This window comes from Algibacter sp. 2305UL17-15 (assembly GCF_040720935.1).
Taxonomy (GTDB): domain Bacteria; phylum Bacteroidota; class Bacteroidia; order Flavobacteriales; family Flavobacteriaceae; genus Jejuia.
The window spans coordinates 58,291-79,368 of the sequence record NZ_JBFDAE010000006.1 but is presented as its reverse complement, the minus strand read 5'-3'; the positions used below and the strand labels follow the sequence as shown (position 1 = coordinate 79,368).

The window sequence follows — 21,078 nt, the reverse complement described above, 5'->3', positions numbered from 1 at the left end:
TGTAAGTCTAAGATGTTTTTCAAAAACATATTCAATCTAAGCAATTTCAATAGCATCGCTTTGCTTTTAATTTCTTTGCATTTTAATGCTCAAACGCCTTTATACTCTAATGTGCAGGTTAATGATAATGGTTCTACTAGTAATAGATTAGGTTCAGCGAGTACAACACGAAATGTAGGTATAGATCAAAACGGCAATATCTATGTGGTCTATTTGAGTCCATCGGATATTAGAATGTCTAAAAGTGTGGATAATGGTCAAAGTTATTTGTCTAGTGTTGCTGTAGGTACGTCAAATTTAGGCAATCCAGAAATTGCTGTTAGTGATAATGGACACGTTTTTGTGTCTTGGGTAGATGCTGTCAATTCTCAAATTTTCCTCTCAATTAGCACAGATGGTGGTTTAAATTTTAGTAGTCCAAAAAGTTTAGGGGAAGTGGCTGTTGGAGATATAACTGCTCATATGGTAACCCAAGGAAAGAGCATTTATCTTGTTACCAGAAGTGGCTCATTTGTTTATTTTAATTCCAATAACGGGCTGGGAGATTTTAAAAAAATTGAAACGGAGTTTAATTTTGTTTATACTGATATTCAAGTAGATAAGTCAGGTCGTGTGTTTGTAGTTGCAGATGATCCAAATCTTTATATGTTTCAGTTAGATGAAGAAAATGTTGCGCTTATACCCAAAAGCTTAACGCCTCCTGGTCAAGTCTATTTTTCAAGTTATTCCTTAAGTGATGGTCCTTGTGGTACATTCGTTTTTGTGGCAGGTGGTGGCGTTTCAAATCCAGCAAGTACTGGATACAAAATGGATGTGAATACAGGAAATAGCACTACCGTTGCTTTTGCGCTTCAATCTGTTGGAACAGAGGCAAGGGTTTTATACGCTAATGCGGAAGGTACATTAATAGACGGTTACTCAAATGATAAAGGCGAACTTTTAATCAATGTGAGTTCTAATCAGGGACAGTCTTTTGGCAACCCGATTGTTGTCGCAAAAGGGGAGAGCCACAGTATTGGGAGAAACCCACTAACTGATGATGTTGTTGTGGTTTATCAAAATAATGACGCTATTTATAGTAGTGTTTATGAAAGTTCACTCAAAAGAATAGGGCTAATCGAGCCCTCGCCAAAGTTATCCATTTGTAATGGCGCCAATTTTAATTTGGATTATATCCTGAGTTCTAATTTTAATACTGCTACAGATTTTAAAGTAATTTTGAGTGATGAGTTTGGAAGCTTCGTAAATGGTGTGGAAATTGGAAGCGTTGCTTCAAATTCCAATGGAAGTATCAATTGCGTATTACCTAATAATTTACCGCCTAGCGATGGCTATTTGTTAAAAATGGTGTCTCTGTTTGATTGTGTTGAAAGCGAATTTGTAAACATTAATATTGGTGTCGGAGCATCCATTAACGCTTTACCCGCTCTGGTTTTAGATGATTTATATATAGCGTGTTTGGATGACGATGGAGTTATTATAAATGCTTTTCCTGAGATTGAAACTCATATTTCAGAAGTGAATTATAATTTTGAATGGAAGTTAGAAAACGAGACTTTATTGAATGAAACAAGTTCAAGTATTGCAACAAAGGTATCTGGGATTTATGAAGTGATCGTTGCGGACAAAATTTCCAACTGTACGGTTTCAAGAACAACACAGGTTCATATTGGGGAACCACCAAAAATAAGCATTGAGCTTTTATCCGACGATTTCGAAAAAAACCAAACCATACATATTATTGCAGAAGGTATAGGGGATTATGAATACAGCTTGGGTAATGGCCCATACCAAGATAGTTCTACATTTTCAGGGGTTGGGCCAGGAGAACATGTTGTCGAAGCACGTGATAAATATGGATGTGGGTCAGATCAATCATCTGTAAGCATATTAGGATATTCGTCTTTTTTTACACCCAATAATGATGGGTTTAATGACTATTGGAATATTGATGCTCTAAAGAACCAAAATGCAACAATATCCATATTTAATAGGCATGGCGAACTCTTAAAACAAATTAATACCTCAGGTTCTGGCTGGAATGGCATAAGTAATGGAGGTATGATGCCAAATGACGATTACTGGTTTAAAGTAGAATATCGTGACTTAAAAACTGGAGTGCCCAAAACGTTTTTGTCACATTTCACATTAAAACGGTAGATTATAAAACGCGACGCGCTTCAGTAAATGCCGATAGCCAATACTTTTCATTTAAAGACGAAATAATAACGCCATTTGAAGTTGTTGCATGGATAAAATAAATAGCATCGTTTTTTATTTCCACAACCAAACCTACATGATTGATGGCGTTTCTGCGGTTTTTTCCAGTTTTAAAAAACAGCAAATCGCCTTTAAGAGTTTCCCTTAATTTTATTTTTTTACCTTTTTTAGCCATGTCCCTCGAAATCCGTGGAAGGTAAACTTGATGCGCCTTGAACGATTCATGTATGAGTCCAGAGCAGTCCATGCCTCTTTTTGTCGTGCCGCCCCATTTATAACGAACGCCCAAGAACTCCTTCGAGAAATTAATGATATTTTGTGGTTTAGAAGCTGAAACTGTTGTGCTTTTGTTTTCTGATGTCCTTGGAAATTCAGCTGTAGCACCATTTTTAACCTTCGATTTTTTGGTAATGACCTTTGCAGATTTGTTTCTTTTCTGTTTACTGCGTTTTGAAGATTTGCAGTTGCTAAAACTTATCACTAAAAAAATTAAGAAGAGCCACTTTTTCATAAAAAGAACTATGCTTTTAGAGCATTATAAATCAATTTAGCAGTTTTTTCACTAGCACCTTTCCCGCCAAGTTTTTGTTCTAATTCATAATAATCATGAAATAGTCCTTTGCGTTTTTCGTCGTCTAAAATTAATTCCAATTCTTTTTTCAAACGTTTTTTATTAAAATCATTTTGAATCAATTCAGTTACGACTTCTTTGTCCATAACTAAATTTACTAACGAAATATACTTAAGGGTTATTATGCGTTTTGCAATATGATAAGAAATAGAACTTCCTTTATAACACACAACCTGTGGTACTTTAAACAACGCGGTTTCTAAAGTCGCTGTGCCGGAAGTTACCAAAGCTGCATAAGAAACACTCAGTAAATCATAAGTCTTATTTGAGATGAAACTAACGTTTTGGTTTTTTATAAACGATTGATAAAACTCATAATCCTGACTGGGCGCTCCAGCAATTACAAACTGATATTCAGGAAAATCGTCCACTAAACTTAACATCACAGAGAGCATTTTGGTAATTTCCTGTTTTCTGCTTCCGGGTAATAAGGCAATAATAGGTTTGTCGGTTAATTTATGTTTTGCTCTAAATTTAAATTCCCCAACCTGTTTTCGGTTTGCAATAGCATCAATAAGTGGATGTCCAACAAACGTAACATCATAATCGTATTTTTTGTAAAATTGTTTTACAAAAGGCAAAATCACAAACATGGCGTCAATATCGCGTTTTATAGCTTTTACCCTGCTGGCTCTAGATGCCCAAACTTGTGGGGAAATATAATAGTTTGTTCTAAACCCTTTTGCTTTTGCCCATTTTGCAATCCGTAAATTAAAACCAGAATTATCAATAAAAATAACCACGTCTGGATTAAAATCTTCAATATCATTTTTACAGAATGAAATCAATTTAAAAATCTTCCGAAGATTCATAATCACTTCCGAAAACCCCATAAAAGCACGTTCTTTATAATGTTTTACCAAGTGTCCGCCCGCGTGTTGCATTAAATCGCCACCCCAAAATCTAATATCGGCTTTACTATCAATTTTTAGTAAAGCTTTCATCAAATTAGAGCCATGTAAATCTCCAGATGCTTCTCCAGCAAGAATATAATACTTCATTTAAAAATGAATCAAAATAGTTTAATTACAAATGTGAAAACGGCGATAAAAACAGTAATCAACAAAACGCCCCTTGCACGATAATCTTGGCGTTTTTTTATGAAAATAAAAAATGCGATAAGGTTTAATATAGCACCTATACTAATCAGTTTTCCTAAAAAACCTTCGTTATAAGCAGCTTTAACAACTGTAGTGAAGTCGTCTCCGTTTCCTAAAATTGTTGTCGCAATAAACAAACCAATGGCGTTGGCTATTAAGCCAACTAAAATTCCTATTCCAAGTTCTTTTTTCATCTATGCCGAATTTATTTCAGTATCATTTAAATCCCAAGTGTTTAATTCTTGGATAGCATGGTGTGCTGTTAAATCAAATTGAACAGGAACAAGCGATACATAGTTGTTTTCAAGTGCCCATTCATCGGTGTCTTCGCCACCATCTAAATTAACAAATTTCCCCGTTAACCAATAGTAATCCCGTCCTTGTGGGCTTTTACGTTTGTCAAATTTTTCTACCCAATTAGCGCGTGCTTGTCGGCAAATTTTAATGCCTTTAATATCCTTTTTAGGGATATCCGGGATGTTCACATTTAGAACAGTACCTTCTTGTAAACCGTGTTTTAATGCATTTTCGGTTATAGTTTTTACATAGTTTTTACTGGCATCGAAGTTCGCACTCCATTTATAATTCAATAATGAAAACCCAATAGCAGGAATGCCCTCAATACCGGCTTCAATGGCAGCACTCATAGTCCCTGAATAAATCACATTTATAGACGAATTAGAACCATGGTTAATTCCAGAAACACAAATATCGGGGCGTCTATCCAAAATCTCCCGAACTGCCAATTTTACACAATCGGCAGGCGTTCCAGAGCAGGTATATTCCAAATGCGTTCCAGAAGCAACTTCAACCTGTTCTGCATATAATGTAGAGTCCAGCGTTATAGCATGCCCTTGACCGCTTTGCGGACTGTCAGGTGCTACAACAACCACATCGCCAATGGTAGTCATCACTTCAATTAAAGTTCTAATACCTGGAGCGGTAATGCCATCGTCATTTGTGACTAAAATCAATGGTTTTTTCGACATAAATTACTGCGATTTTAAGTAGTGCTAAAATACATAAAATCTTGTGCAATGCTTTATTTTGTTTGGTTTAACAAAAAATTAGTAGCGCATACGCTCAATGGCACGGTTTTTTCAGTAATTTAGTAGATTAATAAACGAATTAAATAGCTTTTATTTAAGATATGAAGGATATGATGAAAAAGAATTATAAGGTTTTACTGCTAGTGCTTTTATTGGCATTTGCGTCATGTAGTTTTACCTCAAAATCATTTGATAACCCCGATAAGGATAAACTCCTAATACAAGTAATTACTTATGTTTTACAGCAAGGACATTTTGATCCTATTGAACTCAATGATGCCTTTTCAGCAGAATTGTTTGATGGTTATTTAACACGTGTAGATCCTGTAAAACGCTATTTCCACCATTCGGATTACAAAGAATTTGAAAAATATAAAACAGATATCGACGATCAATTAAAGACTTTCGATATTACATTTTTCAATGTTGTCCATGAGCGGATGTTAAAACGTATTGAGGAAGCAAAGGTCATTTATAAAGAAGTGTTGTCGCAACCTTTTGATTATAATGCCGATGAAACTTATGAGACAGATTACGATAAAAGTAACTATGTAACCAGCAAAAAGCAAATGAAAGAGCGTTGGAGAAAGCAGTTGAAATTTTCCACACTTACCAATTATGATGATATCTATGAGCAGGAGAAAATAGCTAAAGAAAAAGATGCATCTCATGTTATGAAGACCGAAGCTGAAATTGAAAAAGAAGCGCGTGAAGCCACTTTAAAATCTATAGATATTTATTTTAACGATAGTATCGATGACTTAACAAGAGAAGAATGGTTTTCGATGTATGTAAACGCTATCGTTGAAGAATTCGACCCTCATACCTATTACCTCGCGCCACGGGACAAGGAAGGTTTCGATACGCAAATGTCTGGAAAGTTAGAAGGCATAGGAGCGCGATTAACAAAGCGTATGGACTATATTAAAATTGTAGAGTTAATTTCTGGAGGTCCTGCCTGGAGAAGTCAATTGCTTGAAGTAGAAGATGTTATTTTGAAAGTGAAGCAGGAAGATGAAGAAACACCTGTAGATATTGTAGGGATGCGCATTAGTGATGCTATTAAATATATAAAAGGGCCAAAAGGTACAAAAGTGACGCTAACTATCAAGAAAGTAGATGGCACAATTAAGGATATTACCATAGTAAGGGATGTTGTGGAATTGGGCGAAACCTATGCAAAAGCATCAGTCGTTGAGAAAGATGATAAAAAATTCGGAATTATTAATCTGCCACGTTTTTATGTGGATTTTGACGATTACAAAAACTTGAATGCAGCTATTGATGTTCGCGAAGAAATTGAGCGCTTAAAAGCTGAAGGCATGGAAGGTTTAATTCTCGATTTGCGAAATAATGGCGGAGGGTCTTTGCCTGCGGTAGTGGAAATGGCAGGATTATTTATTAAAGAGGGACCAGTAGTGCAAGTCCGTTCTACAGGTTCTCCAAAGCGGGTCTTAGCCGATACTGATAAATCGATTACTTGGGATGGTCCTTTGGTGATTTTAGTGAACGAATTATCCGCTTCTGCTTCCGAAATCATGGCGGCTGCAATGCAAGATTATAAACGTGCTATCATTATTGGTAGTAAACAAACCTATGGTAAAGGTACGGTACAGACAGTTTTTCCTCTAAATGATATAGTTAGAAATAATACCTCTGGGGATTTAGGGGCTTTAGCTTATACGATTCAAAAATACTATAGAATAAATGGAGGCTCAGTACAATTAGAAGGCGTTAAAAGTGATGTTCAAGTACCAGGACGTTTTAGTTTTATTGATATAGGCGAAAAGGAAAAAGAAAACCCGTTACCATATGATGAAATAGATCCAGCTACATACAACGTTTGGGATAGTTATTTTGACTATGATAAAACCATTAGCAAAAGTAAAGAACGCATGAGTTCCAACAATCAATTAAAGATGATTGAGGACAATGCAAGATGGGTGAAAAGTAAAATTGACGAAACAGTATTCTCATTAAATTATAAAACGTACAAAAAACAATTAGATGTAAATGAAGAAGAATCTAAACGTTTTGATGCCATTTCAGATTATAAAACAAATTTAACGTTTAAGCCTTCTGCTTACGAAAGACAATTGTTTGAAAGTGATACCACTAATTTACAAGAAAAACGTGAACGTTGGTACACAAGCTTGAGTAAGGATGTATATGTAGAAGAAGCGGTAAATGTACTCGAAGATTTAAAAATGGCTTACGGTATTAAAAAAGTAGCTAAAGTAAAAGACTAAAAAGATTAAGGTTTAATGAGTAACACTTCAAACTCGCTAAAACAACTGGCGCTCCAAAAGTTTAAAAAAGACTTTTGGGGCGTTTTTAGTTTTTATTTTATCGTTTTGGTTGGTTTGGTTTCTGTATTTGCATATGTGTTTGCGCCCGATAATTCGCAGTACGCCAACCAGATGCATTTGTCTATTCATTCCAAATCTCCAGGGTTTAGTGTTACAATGCTAACCATTCCTTCGCAAGTAAAAAATGAGCAGAATGTGTTTGATAAGTTATTCTTCGGAATTAAAAATACAGATACCGAAGTTCCTATTTCAGAATATAACATTGAAAACGATACTTTAAATTATACGGAATATGCTGCCGATGGATTAAAAGGTGTTGGAAAAACAATTCCATTATCCAGTTTCCCTAATCATGCAGTTGAAGATTTTATAACAAAAAAATCATTTGTATTTGGTACAGATAAATATGGGCGCGATTTGTTGAGCAGGGTTTTGGTAGGCGCAAGAATTTCTTTTTTTATTGGGTTTGTGGCCGTGTTTATTTCATTGTTCATCGGGATTTTAATGGGGAGTTTGGCAGGCTATTTTGGCGGAAAAGTAGATACAGTTATCATGTGGATTATTAATGTAACCTGGTCTATACCAACGTTGCTTTTGGTCATCGCTATAACCTTGGCTTTAGGAAAAGGCTTTTGGCAAGTGTTTATTGCAGTTGGTTTAACCATGTGGGTTGAGGTGGCTAGAGTGGTACGCGGACAAATAATTAGTACTAAAGAAATGCAATACGTAACTGCCGCTCGGGCTTTGGGTTATAACGATTTTAGAATTATCACAAAACATATTTTACCCAATATTATGGCACCCGTAATCGTTATTGCTGCGGCAAATTTTGCTGCTGCTATTTTAATAGAAAGCGGACTGAGTTTTCTGGGTATTGGTGCACAGCCACCAATGGCGAGTTGGGGCGCAATGATTAAAGACCATTACAATTATATTATCCTCGGAAAACCCTATTTAGCAATGATTCCCGGACTATGTATTATGAGTTTGGTCATGGCGTTTATGTTGATTGGTAATGCATTGAGGGATGCTTTGGATGTGAAAGGGTAAATTTAAAATCCTAGAAAATTGTATATCCAAAAATGAGGGAGATGCTACTGTATTTCGAAAGCCAGTTCTGACCGGTATTTTTTCGGTCTCCATTATATCTAAGCTCTACACTATATTTGTCTAAATACTTATAGCCGAATCCTAATGCTAAATTTGTGGATTTAACAATCTCTACATCATAATTACTTGTACCTCTTTGAACATTTATGGCTGAGTCCAACGGGAAATCAAGTATGTAGTATGCGCTTAAAGACAATTTTGAGTTTTGATTAAGAAACATATAGTGTCTAACTCCAAGCGGGACTTCCACCGATTTGTAATCTACTGCAAATTTGTTTATGAAAGATGATGTGGATGATGCTTCTGTGATTTCTGACTGGAATGATTGGTAGCTTGGTTCTATGGAAATGGCCCATTTATTTTGATTGAAACCAAAAACATGTTCTAATTCAATTCCAAAAGTTAAGTTTGAGTCGTTGCCAAAATCATGAACAGGGTCTAATACACCACGAAATTCTTGTGCTTTAAACGTGCCGCTTCTTAATCCTGCCTTGACAGAAATATTCAGATTACTTTTGTGGGGTTTTTCAATTTTAAGTATTTTATAATTAGGGTCTATACATGTGTTGTATTTTAAAATAACTTTGGTTAACCCATTAAAATCATAATTTAAGTATTCAAAATCAGATTTTTTCATACTACTGCATTTAAGTGCATTCATAAGTTGTATTCTAAAACCATTATTGTAAGCAGCTACGGCTTGCTCTTTTAAATAGCTTTTGTAAATTAAAGGTTCAATTTTAGTGTTTCTTAAATTGAAAAAGTACCGAGCCAAATTTCCTGCTTCATAATAATACAAATTGCTTTCGCCTTCAAGTACTACTTTAAGAAATACAGTTTGCGTTTTAAACTCTGGTTTTCGAGTATGACTTAAATATTGAGTGTATTTACTGGACTGATCTATATCAACTTCTGCACGTATAAATTTAGAAAAATTGTCAACACCAAATTCTTTGGCATGTGTTATAGGCATGGTTTTGGTGTCTTCTCCTTCACTAAATTTATAGTCAAATTCAGTTGGGTTGTGTTTCCAGTCAACATTTTTAATTAAACATGATTTTTTCTCGTTGAGATTATTGATAAAATAACCTTTCTCAAAGTTAATTTGTGCATTTATAAAAGAAGTGAAACAAATAAATAAAATAAGAATAAGCGATTTTTTCATAAAAAAATAGTAGTTGATTACGGACGCAATGTAGGTATAAATTCATATAGAAAATAATTCTGAAATAACTTTCTTGGAAAAATTTTTGTTATTTTTTTGAGAGGGTTAAGGCTGTCGGTATTTCAGCAAAGTTTAGTTTGAAAATGGGCTTATAATGTACGGGTTTGGTCATGGCGTTTATGTTGACTGGAAACAAGCTTAGGGATGCTTTGGATGTTAAAGGTTAGTGGAGTAAAGTTGTGTTAGGTAAGGTCTGCTTCTTAGAAATAAACGCTATCTCATATTAGCATTCAACTCCCCAATATAGCCCAAAAGCTCCTCCTTCCCAGTCTCATTAGAAGAAGACGTCACAAAATAATTGGGCATTTCTTCCCACGTCTCTAAAAGCACATTTTTATAGTCTAAAACATGGCGTTCTATAGCATTTGGTTTTAGCTTATCGGCCTTAGTGAAAATTATAGAAAAAGGAATACCATTTTCGCCCAACCATTGCATGAATTCTAAATCTATGGGTTGCGGTTTATGGCGAATATCTACCAAAACAAAGGCGGTTACCAATTGTTCACGAAGTGCAAAATACTGAGTAATAAATTTTTGGAATACCTTTTTGGTGCTTTTAGAAACACGGGCATAACCATAACCAGGTAGGTCAACAAGATGCCAGTTTTTATTAATTAAAAAGTGATTGATTAATTGTGTTTTTCCTGGTCTGCCCGAAGTTTTTGCGAGACTTTTTCGGTTGGTTAACATGTTGATCAAAGACGATTTTCCAACATTACTCCTCCCAATAAATGCATATTCCGGCAAACCGCTTTTTGGGCATTTTTCTACATCAGAATTGCTTACTAAAAATTCAGCAGATTTTATTAGCATTTTTTAAAACTTGGAATTTAGTCCCGGTAACTATCGGCATTGTTATTTGGAATTTGATTTGTTATTTGGAATTTGATTTTTTAGAGATTGCGCTTTGTCAACCAAACGTCCAGAATCTGGTTGAACTCATCTGGGTGCTCCATCATTGCCGCATGTCCACATTTATCAATCCAAAACAATTCAGAATCAGGTAACAATTCATCGAATTCTACAGCGACTTCGGGAGGTGTAACATTGTCGTTTTTACCCCAAATAATACACGTTGGTGTTTTCATTTTAGGTAAATCTTTCGACATATTATGCCGTATCGCGCTTTTTGCGATAGCCAATGTTTTTATCAACTTATGACGGTCATTAACCGTACTATAAACTTCATCTACAATTTCCTTGGAAGCAACTTTAGGATCGTAAAAAACATCTTGTGCTTTCTTCTTAATGACATCGTAATCGCTACGTTTTGTGTAGCCACCACCCATAGCGCTTTCATAAAGTCCAGAACTACCTGTAATTACTAAGGCTTTAATTTTTTCAGGATATAGTTTGGTATGGTATAAAGCAATATGCCCACCCAGCGAGTTTCCTAATAAAATAACATCTTCAAGACCTTTAAATTCAATAAAATCGTGCAAGTGTTTTGCAAAACTCTTAACGTTGGTTTTTAAAAGCGACATGCTGTAAATAGGCAATTCGGGAATTATAACTTTATAGCCTTTTGCGCTAAAAAAGTTTTTAACCGAATCAAAATTACTCAAACCACCCATCAATCCGTGCAACACGATTATAGGTGTTCCTTCGCCAACTTCTATATAACTGAAATTCTTTTCTTTTTTTAAACTTTCCCCCATTAATCTTTAGTTCATCTGTTTTCCTAACAAAACAAATATAGTTAAATCATTCATATTTCAAGACTTTTAATTTTTTCCGATTTACGGAAGGCTTCCAAGAATGTTGTTAACACCTCTTGATAACATTTTATTCCACTTTTTAACTGACTGATAATGAGTTTAAAGCCAGATTTGATTCGTAAAATAATTGTCCAAAAATTACCGTTCATCGAAAAATTATTAACAAAAGTGGTAATAAGTGGTAAATCGTGGTAAAATTTTCGATATATTTGGTGTTTAAACCTCAAAATCAAAAAACAGCATAGTGCATTCATTAATAGGGACATACAGTTGTAAAGTTGACGCCAAAGGGCGGATGATGATACCTGCTGGGATGAAAAAGCAGTTGCTGCCTATTTTGGATAGTGGTTTTGTGTTGAGGCGTTCTGTGTTTCAAACCTGTTTAGAATTGTATCCTATGGCGGAATGGCAATTGTTAATGCAGAAAATGAACAAGTTAAACAGGTTCAAGAAAAAAAATAACGATTTCATAAGACGATTTAGCGCTGGTGCAAGAGTTATTGAGGTTGATGGAAATGGAAGATTGTTAATCCCGAAGGATTTAACTGTTTTCGCGAACATTTCAAAAGACATTGTAATCTCGCCGTCGATAAATATTATCGAAATCTGGGATAAGGAATTATACGAACAAGCTATTGATGACGCAACATTAGATTTTGCAGATTTAGCAGAAGAAGTAATGGGGCAAGATGACGAAGACGATGTATCATAATCCGGTATTGTTAAAAGAAACCGTTGATGGTCTAAATATAAAGCCTGATGGTGTTTATGTGGATGTCACTTTTGGTGGTGGTGGACATAGTCGTGAGATTTTAAGCAGATTAGGAGAAAGCGGGAAATTGTTTGCTTTCGACCAAGATCAAGATGCACTGGCAAATGCTTTAGATGACGACAGGTTTGTATTGATAAATGAGAATTTTAGATACGCAAAACGATTTTTAAGATTTCATGGCGTTAAAGAAGTTGATGGGATTTTGGCAGATTTTGGAGTGTCGTCCCATCAATTTGATGTTGCAGAACGTGGATTTTCTACCCGATTCGAAGCAAATTTAGATATGCGGATGAATCAGCAAAATAAGCTATCTGCATTCCATGTTGTAAACGAATATGAGGAGGAGCGATTAAAAGAGGTGTTGTCTCAATATGGCGAGTTAAGGGCTGCTCCGGCGATGGCAAGATTAATTGTTGAGCATAGACAAAACGAAACTATTGTAACTAGTGATCAGTTGAAACAGGTACTGAAAAAGTTTTTGTCGCCACGACATGAAAATAAAATTTTGGCGCAAATATATCAAGCCATTCGAATTGAAGTGAATCAAGAAATTGAAGCATTAAAGGAGTTTTTGTTACAAACACCTGAGTTGTTAAAACAAAACGGACGATTGAGTGTTATCTCCTACCATTCCTTAGAAGACAGATTGGTAAAACGTTTTATAAGAAACGGGTTGTTTGAGGGAGAGCCAGAACGGGATATGTACGGGAATTTTGAAGTGCCTCTAAAAAAAGTAAATGGTTTAATAGTGCCGTCAAATGAAGAAATAAAATTAAACAATAGAGCCAGAAGTGCAAAGCTTAGAGTAGCGCAAAAGCTATAATTTAAATAAAACAGACCAATGTTTCCCCTTTGGGGAAATGTCCGAAGGACAATGGGGAGATGAAAAAAAATATCTATAACATATTAAAAGGAACATTTCTAGTAAGTGACGATTCGTTTAAAAACTGGCGCATCATCATTTTTATTTCTGCCTTGGCAATTGTTATGATTGCAAGTTCGCATAGTGCGGATAAAAAAGTACATGAAATTGCAAGATTAACCAATGAGGTAAAAGAAATGCGATCTGCATTTGTTGATGGACGTTCAAGATTAATGCGCTTAAAAATGGAGTCGGCAGTTGTGGCAAAAATGAAAGAAGAAGGTTTGGCGCCATCGGTAAACCCACCGCAAAAGATAAAAGTAAAATCAAATAATAAGTAATAAAATTAAATCTCAACCTTGGCAGTAAGCGAGAAAAACATATTAATTAGATTGTATTTCATAGCGGGATGTATGTTTATATTCGGTATCGCTGTTATGGTGAAATTGGGTAATATCCAGTTTGTGCAAGGTGATGAATATCGTGCCAAGGCAAGCGAGCGCATTGTAAAAGATTTTATCATCCCTGCAAACCGTGGGAATGTATATTCTGTTAACGGTAATTTATTGGCGACTTCAATACCAAAGTATGATATCCTTTTGGATGCATTAACACCATCTGCTAAAATTTTTGAAGACAACTTGAAACCGCTTTGCGATTCTTTGGCGAAATTTTCAGGTAGAAAATCATCATCATATTATCAAAAAAAAATCCGAAAAGCTAGAGCAAATCATAACAGATACCTATCGTTAGCAAAAAATTTAGGCTATTCTGAGTATTTAAGGTTCAGAACTTTTCCAATGTTGGATATCAGTCCGTTTAAAGGTGGGTTAATTGTTGAGCAAAAAACAAAACGAGAGCACCCAATGGGAGGCATTGCCCAACGTACTATTGGCTATGAACGTGTTGATGAAAAAGGAAATGTAACCCGCCCAGGAATAGATGGCGCGTTCGGTGTTCAATATCTACGGGGAAGAGATGGCAAACACGCAAAACAGCAAATAGGGAAAAACCAATGGAAACCTATAAACGACAATAACAAGATTGAGCCACAAGACGGGTTTGATGTCTATACAACTATTGATGTAAACATTCAGGATATTGCACATCATGCGCTCTTGAAACAGTTGGAATATTATGAGGCTGAACATGGATGTGTTGTGGTTATGGAGGTGGAGACCGGAGAGATTCGCGCTATTTCAAATTTAGGAAGAACTTCAAAAGGTACCTATTATGAAAAATTGAATTATGCCGTTGGAGAATCCCATGAGCCTGGATCGACTTTTAAAGTGATGGCACTTATGGCTGCTTTGGAGGATAAGGTTATAGACACCGCTACTATTGTGGACACTAAAATGGGGACGAAGCGTTTCTACGGAAGAACGATAAGCGATTCTCGTGGTCATGGAAAAATATCTGCTGCTCGTGCTTTAGAGGTGTCTTCAAATATTGGTTTGGCGACTATAATTGATGAAAATTATTCTCATCAACCTGAAAAATTTATTAAACGAATTAAAAGTTGGGGATTGGATAAAACGTTGGGAGTTTCATTAATAGGAGAGGGAAAGCCAATTATACCAAAACCAGGAGATGCGATATGGAGTAGAAATGCATTGCCTTCCATGGCTTATGGTTACAACTTGCAAATGACGCCTTTGCAAACATTGACCTTTTATAACGCTATTGCGAATAATGGCGAAATGCTAAAACCTAGATTTATAAAGGCTGTAAAAGAGTTTGATAAAGAAATTGAAGTGTTTGAAAAAGAAACATTGAACCGAAAAAAAATATGTTCTGAAAAGACTTTAAGTGAAATTAGGGAAATATTAAAAAATATTGTGGTAAGGGGTACGGGACAACGTATGTATTCTGAAAATTTCTCAATGGCAGGAAAAACTGGAACTGCGAGAACAGATTATCAGAATTACGAAGAATGGCGAAAAGATAGAAAGTATGTGTCATCTTTCGCAGGATACTTTCCAACTGAAAACCCTAAATATTCTTGTATCGTAGTGATTCATAAGCCAAGCACAAAAGTGGGGTATTACGGCGCAGATGTATCAGGACCAGTATTCAAAAGTATTGCGCAAAAAATATTTACAGATACACCTTTAATAGATGAGGTTGAGTCCCTGGAAGTGCAAAACGCAGCGGTTACCGAGCAGTTTGAAAGCTATTACAATATCGCACAAACCTATAAAACAATTATGCCAAACGTAATTGGTTTACCAGCAATGGATGCCGTAGCATTGTTAGAAAATATGGGGTTAGAAGTAGGGATTAAAGGTTCGGGTGTTGTTAAAAAACAGTCCGTTCCTAAAGGTCAAAAAATAAAAAAGAATCAAAAAGTTGTTTTAGAAATTTCGTGAAGTTATTAAAAGACATATTGTATAAAGTGACTATCAACGCTGTTGTTGGTAGTACAAATACTGCTATAAATGCTATAGATTTCGATTCTCGAAAAATAGTGGCTAATGATGTGTTTGTGGCTATTCGAGGGACGGTTTCAGACGGACATGATTATATAGATGTTGCTATAAAAAAAGGCGCAACAGCAGTTGTATGCGAAGCTTTACCTGATACTTTAATAGATAATATAACATATATAGAAGTTGACTACTCAAACAAAGCACTAGCAATTATGGCTTCGAATTATTTCGACTCCCCATCGGATAATTTGAAGCTTGTTGGTGTAACAGGAACTAACGGAAAAACTACGGTTACTACATTATTGTATCAACTTTTTAAAAATGCAGGTTATAAAGTTGGATTGCTTTCAACAGTAAAAATAATGGTGGATAATGTTGAGTATAAAGCAACACATACCACACCGGATTCCATAACCATAAACAGGTATTTGAAGATGATGAATGATGCTGGTGTGGAATTCTGCTTTATGGAAGTGAGTTCCCATGGCATTCATCAAAGTAGAACGGAAGGTCTGCGTTTCGAGGGTGGTGTGTTTACAAATCTTTCTCACGATCATTTAGATTATCATAACACGTTTGCTGAATATAGAGATGTTAAAAAAGCATTTTTTGATGGCTTAGGGCGTCATGCTTTTGCATTGTCAAATACTGATGATAAAAACGGATTAGTGATGCTGCAAAATACTGTGGCAAAAAAATACACTTATGCGCTTAAAAGCTATGCAGATTATAAAGCGCAGATCTTAGAGAATGAATTTAGTGGCTTGTTGTTATCAGTTGGTGGCAATGAAGTTTGGACGCGTTTAATAGGAAATTTCAATGCTTATAATGTTTTAGCGATTTACGCTACCGCGGAATTATTAGGACTAGAAAAAGTAGAGATTCTTCGTTTAATAAGTGAATTGAAAAGCGTTAGTGGGCGTTTTCAATATTTGGTTTCAGATGAAAAAATTACTGCTATTGTAGATTATGCACACACCCCCGATGCATTGAGAAATGTTTTGGAAACGATAAATAGTATTCGAACCAAAAACGAATCGTTAATTACGGTTGTAGGGTGTGGCGGCGATAGAGATAAAACGAAGCGTCCTAAAATGGGACATATTGCTTCAGAATTAAGTACGAAAGTCATTTTTACAAGTGATAATCCTAGAAGCGAATCGCCTGAAACGATTTTAGAAGACATTGAAAAAGGCGTGGCCCCACAAAATTTCAAAAAGACCTTAACAATATTAGATAGAAAACAGGCTATAAAAACAGCCTGTCAATTAGCTGAGGCAAACGACATCATTTTAATAGCAGGAAAAGGTCATGAAACCTATCAGGAAATTAAAGGAGAGCGTTTCGATTTTGATGATTATAAAACAGTAGAAGAATTTTTAAAACAATTACAAAAGTGAGAAGTTGGAAGACCGAAGTCCGAAGACCGAAGACGGAAGGCGGAAGACCGAAGATGGAAGTAAAAAACAATATGATAATTTTATGCAGGGCATTACTAAAATGGAAATATATTTTCATTGAAAGTAGTAAGTGAAGCTTGTCGAAGAATTTCATTAAATAAAAGTATAAATGCTTTATTATCTATTTGAATATTTAGAAAAACAATTCCAATTCCCTGGAGCTACGCTTTTTGGGTTCTTAACATTTAGGGCTGCTTTGGCAATGATTCTGTCGTTGTTGATTTCTACAATTTACGGAAAGCGCATTATTCGGTTTCTGCAAAGAAAACAAATGGGTGAAACCATACGGGATTTAGGGTTAGATGGACAAGTAGAAAAAGCAGGTACACCAACTATGGGTGGGCTCATTATTATTCTAGCAACTTTAATCCCTGTATTCTTATTGGCAAAGCTTGATAATATCTATGTCATAGTGCTTATTGTAACTACAATTTGGATGGGCATCATCGGGTTTTTGGACGATTATATTAAAAAATTTAGAAACGACAAGGATGGTCTGAAAGGTCGGTTTAAAGTACTTGGGCAAATTGGGCTTGGTGTAATTGTCGGTGCTACTTTCTTTTTTCATTCTGAAGTAACTATAAAAGAAGAGCTGCCAGTTGCGCAACAGGAACAAGTAATGTTTCAAAATACTTTTCGTGTAAAAGAATTTAAACCTGAAGAGAAATCAACCAAAACAACAATTCCATTTGTAAAAGGGAACGAGTTTGATTATGCCGACTTAATTACTTGGATAAGTCCAGAATTGGAAAAATACGCGTGGGTAATTTTTATTCTAGCCGTCATTTTTATAATCACCGCAGTTTCTAACGGTGCAAATCTTACTGATGGTATCGATGGGCTGGCAGCAGGAACTTCTGCCATTATAGTACTCACTTTGGGGATTTTTGCATGGGTTTCTGGTAACATCATTTTTTCAGATTATCTCAATATCATGTACATCCCAAGGGTAGAAGAAATTACAATTTATATCGCTGCATTTGTGGGTGCTTTAATTGGTTTCTTATGGTATAACACATATCCAGCACAAGTGTTTATGGGAGATACAGGGAGTTTAACCATTGGAGGAATCATCGCTGTTATTGCAATTGCAGTTAGAAAAGAATGGTTGATTCCTTTATTGTGTGGTATTTTTTTAGCAGAAAATCTATCCGTGGTTATGCAGGTAAGTTGGTTTAAATACACTAAAAAGAAATATGGCGAGGGGCGACGCATTTTTAAAATGTCGCCGTTACATCACCATTATCAAAAACTAGGTTATCACGAAAGTAAGATAGTAACGCGTTTTTGGATTGTAGGTATCCTATTGGCGATTATAACAATAGTAACATTGAAAATTAGATAATAAATTTTTGTCATTCCCGCGAATCTGCCTGCTGGCAGGCAGGGACGGGAATCTCCTAAAAAGAAAGAGTAATTGAATACAAAAGAAAAGCAACCGAGTAAGAAGCGCTCCTCCTTTGGAGGAGTTGGAGGAGGCTTTTTAGTCATATTGGGCGGTGGAGAAAGCGGAGTGGGTACAGCACTTTTAGGAAAAGCAAAAGGCTATACTGTTTTTGTTTCCGATAAAGGGAAAATAAAAGCATCATATAAAGAAGTTCTTATACATAATGAGATTGAGTGGGAGGAAGGTCAACATTCAGAAGCTAAAATTTTAAATGCCGATGTTGTGATGAAAAGCCCTGGGATTCCTGATAAGGTGCCTTTGGTAAAAGCAATTAGAAATAAAGGCATTGCAATTGTTTCAGAAATTGAATTTGCTTCAAAATTTACGGATGCAACGTTAATTGGAATTACGGGTAGTAACGGGAAAACAACCACAGCAACCTTGACGCATCATATATTAAAGGGTGCATTGAATGTTGGTTTGGCGGGTAACATCGGCGATAGTTTTGCAAAACAAATCCTTGAAAAGGATCATGAGAATTACGTTTTGGAAATCAGCAGTTTTCAATTAGATGATAGTGTCGATTTTAAACCGAAAATAGCAGTATTGCTCAACATTACACCAGATCATTTAGATAGATATGATTATCAATTTGAAAATTATATCAGATCTAAATTCAGAATAGCAATGAATCAAACTAAAGATGATTATTTGATTTATGATGCAGATGATGAAGTGATTACTAATCATTTGAAAACCAATCCCGTTCAAGCCACAGTATTGCCATTTTCATTAGAAAAAAAGATTGAAAACGGTGCCTATTTTGAAAACAACAAACTAATAATAACGATAGATAATAACCAGATAATTATGCCAACTACTAATTTAGCCTTAGAAGGGAAACACAATATTAAAAACGCAATGGCCGCTTCAACGGTAGCCCATTTGTTGAAAATAAGAAAGCAAACCATTCGTGAGAGTTTAGAGAACTTTCAAGGGGTTGAACACAGACTTGAGCAAGTGCTTAAAATTAATAAAGTACAGTATATAAACGATTCTAAAGCTACAAACGTAAACGCTACATATTATGCTTTGGAAAGTATGGATGCGCCCACGGTTTGGATTGTTGGAGGTGTTGATAAAGGCAACGATTATAGGGAGTTGTTCCCTTTTGTAAACGAAAAAGTAAAAGCTATTATTTGTTTAGGTGTTGATAACGAAAAGTTAATGAACGAATTTGGAAATATGGTAGATATCATCATCGAAACACAATTTATGAGCGAAGCTGTTAAAATTGCTTATAAAGTTGCTGAGGCGGGCGATAATGTATTGTTATCTCCTGCTTGCGCAAGTTTTGATTTGTTTGAAAATTATGAAGATAGAGGACGTCAGTTTAAAAATGCAGTAAGAAATTTGTAAAAAGCCCATCTTAATCTTCCCATAGGGAAGAAACTGATGTGGAAATTAAATAATAATTAAAATAGCAAATTCTTCCCTTCGGGAAATCTAAGATTCAACGAATCAACAAAAAAAAGTAATAATTAGTGAGTTAAAATGTCCGAAAGAACAGATAGGATGCAGCAAATATTTAAAAACATAAAAGGAGACCGGTTAATTTGGGCAATAGTGGCACTATTGGCTATTCTATCGTTTTTACCGGTCTATAGTGCTGCAAGCAATTTAGCTTATAAAGCTGGAGGGAGCAATACGTTTACACTTTTAATAAAACATTTTGTGCATTTGGTGCTAGGGTTTTTTATAATGTATGGGGTTCATAAAATTCCGTATCGCTATTTTAGAGGCTTATCGTTGGTTATGATTCCTATTGTATTGGTGTTATTGACCATTACAATTTTACAAGGCACAACAGTTGAGGGCGCAAGTGCAAGTAGATGGATTCAAATACCGTTTGTGAACATGTCGTTTCAAACGTCAACCTTTGCAGCGGTAGTTTTAATGGTGTATGTGGCGCGTTATTTATCTAAAATGCAGGATAAAGAGATTACGTTTAAGTCTTCAATAGTGCCATTATGGATGCCTGTTTTTCTAATTTTAGCATTGATTTTGCCTTCAAATTTTTCTACCACAGCCATCATATTTACCATGGTTTTGGTGTTGGTATTTTTGGGCGGCTATCCCATAAAATATTTAGCAATAATATTAGGGTCTGGATTGGTAGCATTAACATTCTTTGTGTTAGTTGCTAAAATGACGAATGGACCTTTAAGGGTAAAAGTTAATACTTGGGAAAATAGAATTAAAAACTTCGCAAACGGAGAAGATACCGAAGCCGATTATCAAATAGAAAAAGCTAAAATAGCAATTGCAACAGGAAGTGTTTATGGTGTAGGCCCTGGTAAAAGTGTTCAGAAAAACTTTTTACCACAATCATCATCCGATTTTATTTTTGCAATAATTATAGAAGAATATGGCTTAATTGGAGGGTTCTTAATAATGCTTATGTATTTATGGTTGCTGTTTAGAGTGGTTATTGTGGCGCAAAAATCCGATTCGGTTTTTGGTAAATTGTTGGTATTAGGTGTTGGTTTGCCTATTGTATTTCAGGCATTAATAAATATGGCTGTGGCAGTAGAATTATTTCCGGTAACGGGGCAAACATTACCGCTTATAAGTAGTGGAGGAACATCTATTTGGATGACTTGTTTAGCATTAGGAATCATATTAAGCGTAAGTGCAAGAAGAGAAGAAATAAAAGAACAAGAGATAAATGAAGACAATCCGTTGGAAATCCTTTCGGAAGCAATATAATTATCCTGCGAGGTTTTTAAAACCTTGTAGGTATTAA

General features: G+C 35.4%; 18 protein-coding genes. 11 read left to right on the top strand and 7 right to left on the bottom strand.

The genetic code is table 11. The features are described 5' to 3' along the window. The first annotated feature begins 12 nt into the window (after positions 1 to 12). A complete protein-coding gene (locus ABXQ82_RS08130; protein WP_367057559.1) occupies positions 13 to 2,160 on the top strand; it encodes a T9SS type B sorting domain-containing protein in 2,148 nt (715 codons plus the stop codon). A 1-nt stretch (position 2,161) separates the two neighbouring features. Here ABXQ82_RS08130 and ABXQ82_RS08125 read toward each other — a convergent pair whose 3' ends face one another. From ABXQ82_RS08125 to surE, 4 genes are read right to left on the bottom strand one after another with little or no spacing between them, the layout of a single operon-like run. Further along, on the bottom strand, positions 2,162 to 2,731 hold the full coding sequence (locus tag ABXQ82_RS08125) for a C40 family peptidase (protein WP_367057556.1): 570 nt from the start codon (positions 2,729 to 2,731) through the stop codon (positions 2,162 to 2,164). Between the two features lie 8 nt (positions 2,732 to 2,739). Beyond that, positions 2,740 to 3,852: a lipid-A-disaccharide synthase gene (lpxB, locus tag ABXQ82_RS08120; RefSeq protein WP_367057553.1), complete on the bottom strand. Its 1,113-nt coding sequence runs from the start codon at positions 3,850 to 3,852 to the stop codon at positions 2,740 to 2,742. An 11-nt stretch (positions 3,853 to 3,863) separates the two neighbouring features. Then, the gene (locus ABXQ82_RS08115) at positions 3,864 to 4,145 is read right to left on the bottom strand and encodes a hypothetical protein (protein WP_367057550.1); all 282 of its coding nucleotides are present in this window, start codon (positions 4,143 to 4,145) and stop codon (positions 3,864 to 3,866) included. Beyond that, a complete protein-coding gene (surE, locus tag ABXQ82_RS08110) occupies positions 4,146 to 4,940 on the bottom strand; it encodes a 5'/3'-nucleotidase SurE (RefSeq protein ID WP_367057547.1) in 795 nt (264 codons plus the stop codon). Positions 4,941 to 5,113: 173 nt separating this feature from the next. Here surE and ABXQ82_RS08105 point away from each other — a divergent pair, with 173 nt between their 5' ends. Beyond that, on the top strand, positions 5,114 to 7,249 hold the full coding sequence (locus tag ABXQ82_RS08105) for a carboxy terminal-processing peptidase (RefSeq protein ID WP_367058027.1): 2,136 nt from the start codon (positions 5,114 to 5,116) through the stop codon (positions 7,247 to 7,249). 15 nt (positions 7,250 to 7,264) lie between these two features. Beyond that, entirely contained in the window at positions 7,265 to 8,359 is a 1,095-nt protein-coding gene (locus tag ABXQ82_RS08100) for an ABC transporter permease (protein ID WP_367057545.1), read from the top strand. 10 nt (positions 8,360 to 8,369) lie between these two features. Here the strand turns inward: ABXQ82_RS08100 and ABXQ82_RS08095 are convergent, their stop codons facing one another. The 3 genes from ABXQ82_RS08095 to ABXQ82_RS08085 form a co-directional block, all read right to left on the bottom strand. Then, positions 8,370 to 9,584 (bottom strand): tRNA modification GTPase, encoded by a 1,215-nt coding sequence (locus ABXQ82_RS08095; RefSeq protein ID WP_367057542.1) that lies wholly within the window; start codon positions 9,582 to 9,584, stop codon positions 8,370 to 8,372. Between the two features lie 273 nt (positions 9,585 to 9,857). After that, a complete protein-coding gene (gene yihA, locus ABXQ82_RS08090; protein ID WP_367057539.1) occupies positions 9,858 to 10,457 on the bottom strand; it encodes a ribosome biogenesis GTP-binding protein YihA/YsxC in 600 nt (199 codons plus the stop codon). 80 nt (positions 10,458 to 10,537) lie between these two features. Beyond that, positions 10,538 to 11,302, bottom strand: coding sequence for an alpha/beta hydrolase (locus tag ABXQ82_RS08085; protein WP_367057536.1), 765 nt, complete (start codon positions 11,300 to 11,302; stop codon positions 10,538 to 10,540). Positions 11,303 to 11,606: 304 nt separating this feature from the next. On the opposite strand from ABXQ82_RS08085, the gene mraZ reads away from it, so the two are divergent. From mraZ to ABXQ82_RS08045, 8 genes are all read left to right on the top strand, one after another. After that, positions 11,607 to 12,074: a division/cell wall cluster transcriptional repressor MraZ gene (gene mraZ, locus ABXQ82_RS08080; RefSeq protein WP_367057533.1), complete on the top strand. Its 468-nt coding sequence runs from the start codon at positions 11,607 to 11,609 to the stop codon at positions 12,072 to 12,074. Continuing rightward, entirely contained in the window at positions 12,052 to 12,957 is a 906-nt protein-coding gene (gene rsmH, locus ABXQ82_RS08075; RefSeq protein WP_367057530.1) for a 16S rRNA (cytosine(1402)-N(4))-methyltransferase RsmH, read from the top strand. Before mraZ ends, rsmH begins: the two co-directional genes overlap by 23 nt. A gap of 59 nt (positions 12,958 to 13,016) precedes the next feature. Next, positions 13,017 to 13,337, top strand: a complete 321-nt coding sequence (locus ABXQ82_RS08070) for an FtsL-like putative cell division protein (RefSeq protein WP_367057527.1) — start codon at positions 13,017 to 13,019, stop codon at positions 13,335 to 13,337. A 72-nt stretch (positions 13,338 to 13,409) separates the two neighbouring features. Continuing rightward, a complete protein-coding gene (locus tag ABXQ82_RS08065; RefSeq protein WP_367058024.1) occupies positions 13,410 to 15,365 on the top strand; it encodes a penicillin-binding protein in 1,956 nt (651 codons plus the stop codon). Beyond that, positions 15,362 to 16,825 (top strand): UDP-N-acetylmuramoyl-L-alanyl-D-glutamate--2,6-diaminopimelate ligase, encoded by a 1,464-nt coding sequence (locus ABXQ82_RS08060; protein ID WP_367057524.1) that lies wholly within the window; start codon positions 15,362 to 15,364, stop codon positions 16,823 to 16,825. Before ABXQ82_RS08065 ends, ABXQ82_RS08060 begins: the two co-directional genes overlap by 4 nt. A gap of 169 nt (positions 16,826 to 16,994) precedes the next feature. After that, positions 16,995 to 18,230: a phospho-N-acetylmuramoyl-pentapeptide-transferase gene (gene mraY / locus ABXQ82_RS08055; protein ID WP_367057521.1), complete on the top strand. Its 1,236-nt coding sequence runs from the start codon at positions 16,995 to 16,997 to the stop codon at positions 18,228 to 18,230. Between the two features lie 144 nt (positions 18,231 to 18,374). After that, complete coding sequence (gene murD / locus ABXQ82_RS08050) at positions 18,375 to 19,691, top strand: UDP-N-acetylmuramoyl-L-alanine--D-glutamate ligase (RefSeq protein ID WP_367058022.1); 1,317 nt, start codon at positions 18,375 to 18,377, stop codon at positions 19,689 to 19,691. Between the two features lie 156 nt (positions 19,692 to 19,847). After that, on the top strand, positions 19,848 to 21,041 hold the full coding sequence (locus tag ABXQ82_RS08045) for an FtsW/RodA/SpoVE family cell cycle protein (protein ID WP_367058019.1): 1,194 nt from the start codon (positions 19,848 to 19,850) through the stop codon (positions 21,039 to 21,041). Positions 21,042 to 21,078: the final 37 nt, after the last annotated feature.